Origin of the sequence: Moorena sp. SIO4A5 (assembly GCF_010672005.1) — a bacterium.
GTDB lineage: Bacteria > Cyanobacteriota > Cyanobacteriia > Cyanobacteriales > Coleofasciculaceae > Moorena.
In genome coordinates this window covers 1-5,334 of the sequence record NZ_JAAHHZ010000132.1, presented here as the reverse complement: position 1 = coordinate 5,334, position 5,334 = coordinate 1, and the positions used below count along the sequence as shown (strand labels likewise).

The window sequence follows — 5,334 nt, the reverse complement described above, 5'->3', positions numbered from 1 at the left end:
GAACTTCAGTGGTTAGTTCTCGGCTGACTTCTACCTGACCGTGAGGTGTTAACAACTCCGTTAGATACTGTTTGGCAAATTGATCATGAGGCTGTCGGGTCATTAATCCTAACTCTTTGGGGTTGGTTTTAGTAGCCTTCCACAGCTGGTTTGGCAAAAAACAGATCCCATGGATCTTGACATTTTAGACTTTTACCCCATAACCCAAGCTAGGGACCCTTGGCTTGCACCCCTATAAGCAAAATGATGTCTCAATCTGCCTTACAGCGGTAAGGGCAGAATAACTTACCCCAGCTGTTCCTTCTCCTGGATGAGTTGAATCTCCTACTAACCACAAACTTTTGCAAGGTGTGCGAGTAGCAAAGCCAAAGGGCCCAAAGGTAGGTATCCGTTGCCCTATCCCTCCGACAATGCCTTGTTCTCTGGCAGTAAAACGGGCAAAGGTGCGAGGGGTTGCTGCTTCTTGGTGAATGATGGTCTCTGGTGTTAAATCAAAGTATTGACTAAGACGTGCGATCGCATTTTCTGTATACTCTTCCTTTAAGCGGTCATAGTCTTGCTGGGATCCCCGCCACCACATGGCAGCATCGGTAAAGGATGAGGCAGTAATGGTAGCTTTTCCCTCTGGTGCTCGTCCATCTCCTGGCTTACTCACCGAAATAAACAAGGAATTATTCTCGCCAATTGGTCCATCGTAGTCATAGAGAAACTGAAGATGGGGAGGACAACCATCAGGAATTGCGCGTTTATCTACCCCAAGATAGATGACAAACGCACCGGATGGTGAAGGTAACTTATCGACTCGATACTTATAGCCTGCCATCGAGTAGCCTGCCATCGAGGTTCCAGGGAATGTCTGTAGATTATTACCTAATAATTTGACTAGGTTTTGTACCGTAACATTGGCAACTACTTCATCCGCTGGTTCTGTCCAAACTTCCCCAGTTTTCTGATTGCGAATCCTCACACCAGTAGCTTTACCACCTGATGTTTCAATGGTTTCAACGGTGTGGCGCATGAGTAGCTTACCCCCCCATTTTTCCAGGGCTTCTACTAAGCGATCGCTTAACACTTGCATACTACCTTGGAGATGAAATAACCCTTGGGGTTCCTGAGAAACTCCTAAGGCTGTTGCAGCATACAACAGTGCTGTCTGATCAACATCCACTTGAGAATAAAGCTTGAGCTGCATATCCAGAAAGGTTTTCAGACGCTTATTGTCATATAAGCCATATCCTCGTAACCCATCCGCTACGGTCATGAAGGTAAAGGGTAGGGTAATTAAGGTATCCGGACGCACTGCTGAGGTTAGTTGCCACAAGTCCCATACATTCCGAGGTGGTAGCACTGGGTCACGGGATTGGAACTTCCAACTGGCATTGAATAAGGTTGCCATCAGTTGCCAGAAGGGTTCACTACCGGGAAACTGGCGTTGTCGTTCTCTTTTCCATTGCTCCGGGTTCCGCCAGATGTTAATTGGTTCGGTTTCACCAGGAAGAAATACCGCACAAGCAGGGTCACAGGGGGTAGAGGCTGGCAGGTCTACTTCCAGTTCATCAAAGATGCGTTTGTGAATGCCACCAGGTTCTAAGCCAGCTACCTGGGTCGCACCAACATCGAAGGTAAAGCCCCGGCGTTTGAAGGTAGAGGCGCATCCTCCTGGTACTAGGGCTTGGTCTAGTATTAGAACACGGTAGCCTCGGCGAGCGAGGAGTGCTCCAGCGGTTAGTCCACCAATTCCTGCGCCGATAACTACAACTTTCTGGGCTACTTTTTTCTGCGGGAATTCTTCCTTGGGGTATTCTACCTTACCTTTACCGCCCTGAGTGCTTACCATGCTGCTTTATTTGCATTTCTTAATGTTTCTTATCATAATTCTACCTTGAGTCATGGTCTTTGGGAGTGGGGAATCGGGAGATGGGGAGATGGGGTGATGGGGAGATGGGGTGATGGGGAGTATGGTGTTATCGTGGCTAATCCCGATTCCCGATTCCCGATTCCCGATTCCCTGTTCCCGATTCCCGATTCCCGATTCCCGATTCCCGATTCCCGATTCCCTTTGCTATATCAAAAACGCGATATCAAACCGAAAGATTACCATTAATAAATAGTGGTCAATTAGTGATTAATTTAATGACTTCCAGTTTGCTCAATACTCCCTCCCTCAATGCTCCGACTGTTGAAAGGCTACCGAATGGGTTAACCATTGTGGCGGAGCAGATGCCTGTTGAAGCTGTCAATCTGAATGTTTGGATTAATGTCGGTTCCGCAGTGGAATCGGATCAGATTAATGGTATGGCTCATTTTCTGGAACATATGGTGTTTAAGGGCACACCAAAATTGCAAAGTGGTGAGTTTGAGCGGCTGATTGAGCAACGGGGTGCTGTAACCAATGCGGCTACAAGTCAGGATTACACTCACTATTACATCACTACAGCTCCTAAAGATTTTGCCGAGCTGGCACCATTACAGCTAGAGGTGGTACTCAATCCTAGTATTCCTGATCATGGCTTTGAAAAGGAGCGCATGGTAGTTTTGGAAGAAATTCGCCGTTCCCAGGATAATCCCCGCCGCCGCACCCATAGATGGGCAATGGAAACTACCTTTGACCAGTTACCCTATCGACGTCCTGTGCTTGGACCTGCCTCGGTGATTGAACAACTCCAGCCTCAGCAGATGCGTGACTTTCACGGTAGGTGGTATCAACCAGGGTCTATGACTGCGGCAGTGGTGGGGAATTTGCCAGTAACGGAATTAATTGAAATTGTCACCAATGGATTTAGTCAAGCACAGCCAAGGGCAATAGAACATAGAACAAACCTTCCCCCTGAACCAGCTTTCGAGAAGATTGTCCGTCGGGAGTATGTGGATGAGTCTTTACAACAAGCGCGGCTGGTGATGGTGTGGCGGGTGCCTGGTATACCTGAGTTGAAGGAAACCTATGCTTTGGATGTGCTGGCAGGAATTTTAGGACGAGGTCGTATGTCCAGGCTATTTAGGGATTTGCGAGAAGAACGGCAACTGGTTACTCAAATTGGGGTTAGTAATATCACTCAGCGGCTGCAAGGGGTGTTTTACATTTCTGCTAAACTCCCAGCTGAGAATTTGGCAGAGGTGGAGAATGCGATCGCAAACCATATCCATCGCTGTCAGACAGAATTGGTATCAGACTCAGAGATTGCTCGGATTCGGACCAAAGTCGCCAATCAGTTTATCTTTAACAACGAAAAACCAAGCGCTCGCACCAGTTTATATGGTTACTATTACTCCCAACTAGGGGATTTAGAACCAGCACTGAATTACCCTAGTCATATTAAATCAGTTACTGCTGTTGATATCCAAAAGGCTGCACAGCAGTATCTGTCTCCCCATGGTTATGGTATTGTGATCGCAAAGGGAACAGGGAACGGGGAGTAGGGAATCGGGGATCGGGAATCGGGAATCGGGAGTCGGGAATCGGGAGTCGGGAATCGGGAGTCGGGAAAAAATTCTGTGTACCTCATAGCTATGAGAAACGCTATGGTGGTTAGTTGGTTTTGAGTTGCTTTTACAATCAACCGTCAACGGTCAACACATTCCTTTTTTGCTGAATTGTTGGTGAATTCAAAATTATCTATAGCATTTATCCTACTATCCTACTTATAAGGTATAGTCAATTTTATTCCTCCTACTCCCTACTCCCTACTCCCTACTCCCTGCTCCCTACTCCCTACTCCCTACTCCCTACTCCCTACTCCCTCTATGTGGAAAGAAATTGCTGACCAGATCAGCCAAGTCACTGGTGAAACCTTTGAGATTAACCAGCGCCAATCTGTTGGTGGTGGTTGTATTAATCAGGGTTATGCTCTGGTAGGTAAGACTAATAAGTATTTTGTTAAACTCAATTCTGCTTCTCAAGTCTATATGTTTGAGGCCGAAGCCCTCGGTCTCAAGCAGATGGTGGCAACCCAGACAATCCGAATCCCCAAACCAATTTGCTATGGCACTGCCGTCGATTGTTCTTATATTGTCTTGGAGTGGCTAGACCTTGGTGGTGGTAACAGTACCGAGTCTTGGGTAAAAATGGGACATAACTTAGCAGCCATGCATCAGGCTACTCCCCCCCAAGCTTCAACCGATATGGATAAGTTTGGTTGGAATCAAAATAATACGATTGGTTCGACACCACAAGTAAATCAATGGATGTCGGATTGGGTAGAGTTTTTTGTAGAGTATCGCCTCGGTTATCAGTTTCGGCTAGCACGGCGTCGCAGTGGTCATTTCCCGAAACAAGACCAATTACTGGCAGTAGTTCCTAAATTACTGGATCATCAGCCTCAACCTTCGTTAGTACATGGTGATTTATGGGGTGGTAATGCGGCTATTACCATGGCGGGAGAACCAGTAATTTTTGACCCAGCTACTTATGTAGGCGATCGCGAAGTTGATATTGCTATGACCGAATTGTTTGGTGGTTTCCCAGCAGCATTTTATCGAGGCTATAACGAGGTGTGGCCTTTAGAGCAAGGTTACAAACGGCGGAAAAACCTCTATAACCTTTACCACATCCTCAATCATTTTAATCTCTTTGGTAGTGGTTATGAATCCCAAGCTAACCGGATGATTGATCAGATTTTGAAAGATTAATTCTAATTAATTTGGCTCTCAATAATCTCCTCAATCATTGCCTCCAATTCACCCGTAGGAAGATTGAGGTCATCCAGTGTTACCTGAAATTGGACATAACGTTCATCTAGATCAAAAGCTTCTTCTAGGAAACCACCAAATCCACGGGCTCGTTTGTCTATTTCTAGGAAAACTTCTAAGTCTTCTGAGTAGAGAGAAAAAATGATTTCCAATTCATCCAAGCTACCCTGATACTTACCCATCGGTCGAAACTCGAACTCTTGGACGAATGGATATCTACCCCCGAAGTGAGTATTGTACTGACAATCCACTTCATGAAGTTGAAAGCCAAGGTTTTCTAATGCCTCAAATACCGCTTGCATTAACGGGTGTGGATGTACTTCAATGTAATCGGTGTCTTTGGGGTCAACGGCAATGGGTATATCTAAGCCGGTACGTAAATACACTGGTTGGCTGGTTAATGTCAGTGGTGTTTCCTCTGGCAGGGGAAACGAAAATGGAATAACTATCTCCTCTTTTGCCTGCAAGTTGAAGCGTTCCGAGAGGCGATATTGCATTAATATGCATTCCTCTGTGATTGAGGTATCTTCTTCTTCCCGCAAGTATTCCGTAACCACATAAATATAAATATCATCAATTTTCTGGGAAACATCTCCCCCAGTAATATAAACTTCCCCTTCTACCATTTCCCCAGGAGCTAGGGAATCA

6 protein-coding genes are annotated in these 5,334 nt (G+C 46.0%); 3 read left to right on the top strand and 3 right to left on the bottom strand.

Going from position 1 to position 5,334, the window contains the following annotated elements:
- Positions 1–232: 232 nt before the first annotated feature.
- The gene (crtD, locus tag F6K57_RS27895) at positions 233–1,837 is read right to left on the bottom strand and encodes a C-3',4' desaturase CrtD (protein WP_293071657.1); all 1,605 of its coding nucleotides are present in this window, start codon (positions 1,835–1,837) and stop codon (positions 233–235) included.
- A gap of 45 nt (positions 1,838–1,882) precedes the next feature.
- Between crtD and F6K57_RS27890 the strand changes: the two genes are divergently transcribed.
- Positions 1,883–2,104, top strand: coding sequence for a hypothetical protein (locus F6K57_RS27890; RefSeq protein ID WP_293071656.1), 222 nt, complete (start codon positions 1,883–1,885; stop codon positions 2,102–2,104).
- A gap of 29 nt (positions 2,105–2,133) precedes the next feature.
- Positions 2,134–3,417, top strand: coding sequence for a pitrilysin family protein (locus F6K57_RS27885; protein ID WP_293071655.1), 1,284 nt, complete (start codon positions 2,134–2,136; stop codon positions 3,415–3,417).
- On the opposite strand, the gene F6K57_RS27880 is transcribed toward F6K57_RS27885, so the two are convergent.
- Positions 3,375–3,503: a hypothetical protein gene (locus tag F6K57_RS27880; protein WP_293071654.1), complete on the bottom strand. Its 129-nt coding sequence runs from the start codon at positions 3,501–3,503 to the stop codon at positions 3,375–3,377. The genes F6K57_RS27885 and F6K57_RS27880 overlap by 43 nt on opposite strands.
- Before the next feature lie 238 nt (positions 3,504–3,741).
- On the opposite strand from F6K57_RS27880, the gene F6K57_RS27875 reads away from it, so the two are divergent.
- Positions 3,742–4,626: a fructosamine kinase family protein gene (locus tag F6K57_RS27875; RefSeq protein WP_293071653.1), complete on the top strand. Its 885-nt coding sequence runs from the start codon at positions 3,742–3,744 to the stop codon at positions 4,624–4,626.
- Positions 4,627–4,628: 2 nt separating this feature from the next.
- Here F6K57_RS27875 and F6K57_RS27870 read toward each other — a convergent pair.
- A partial coding sequence (locus F6K57_RS27870) for a sporulation protein (protein ID WP_293071652.1) occupies positions 4,629–5,334 on the bottom strand: 706 nt, incomplete at its 5' end.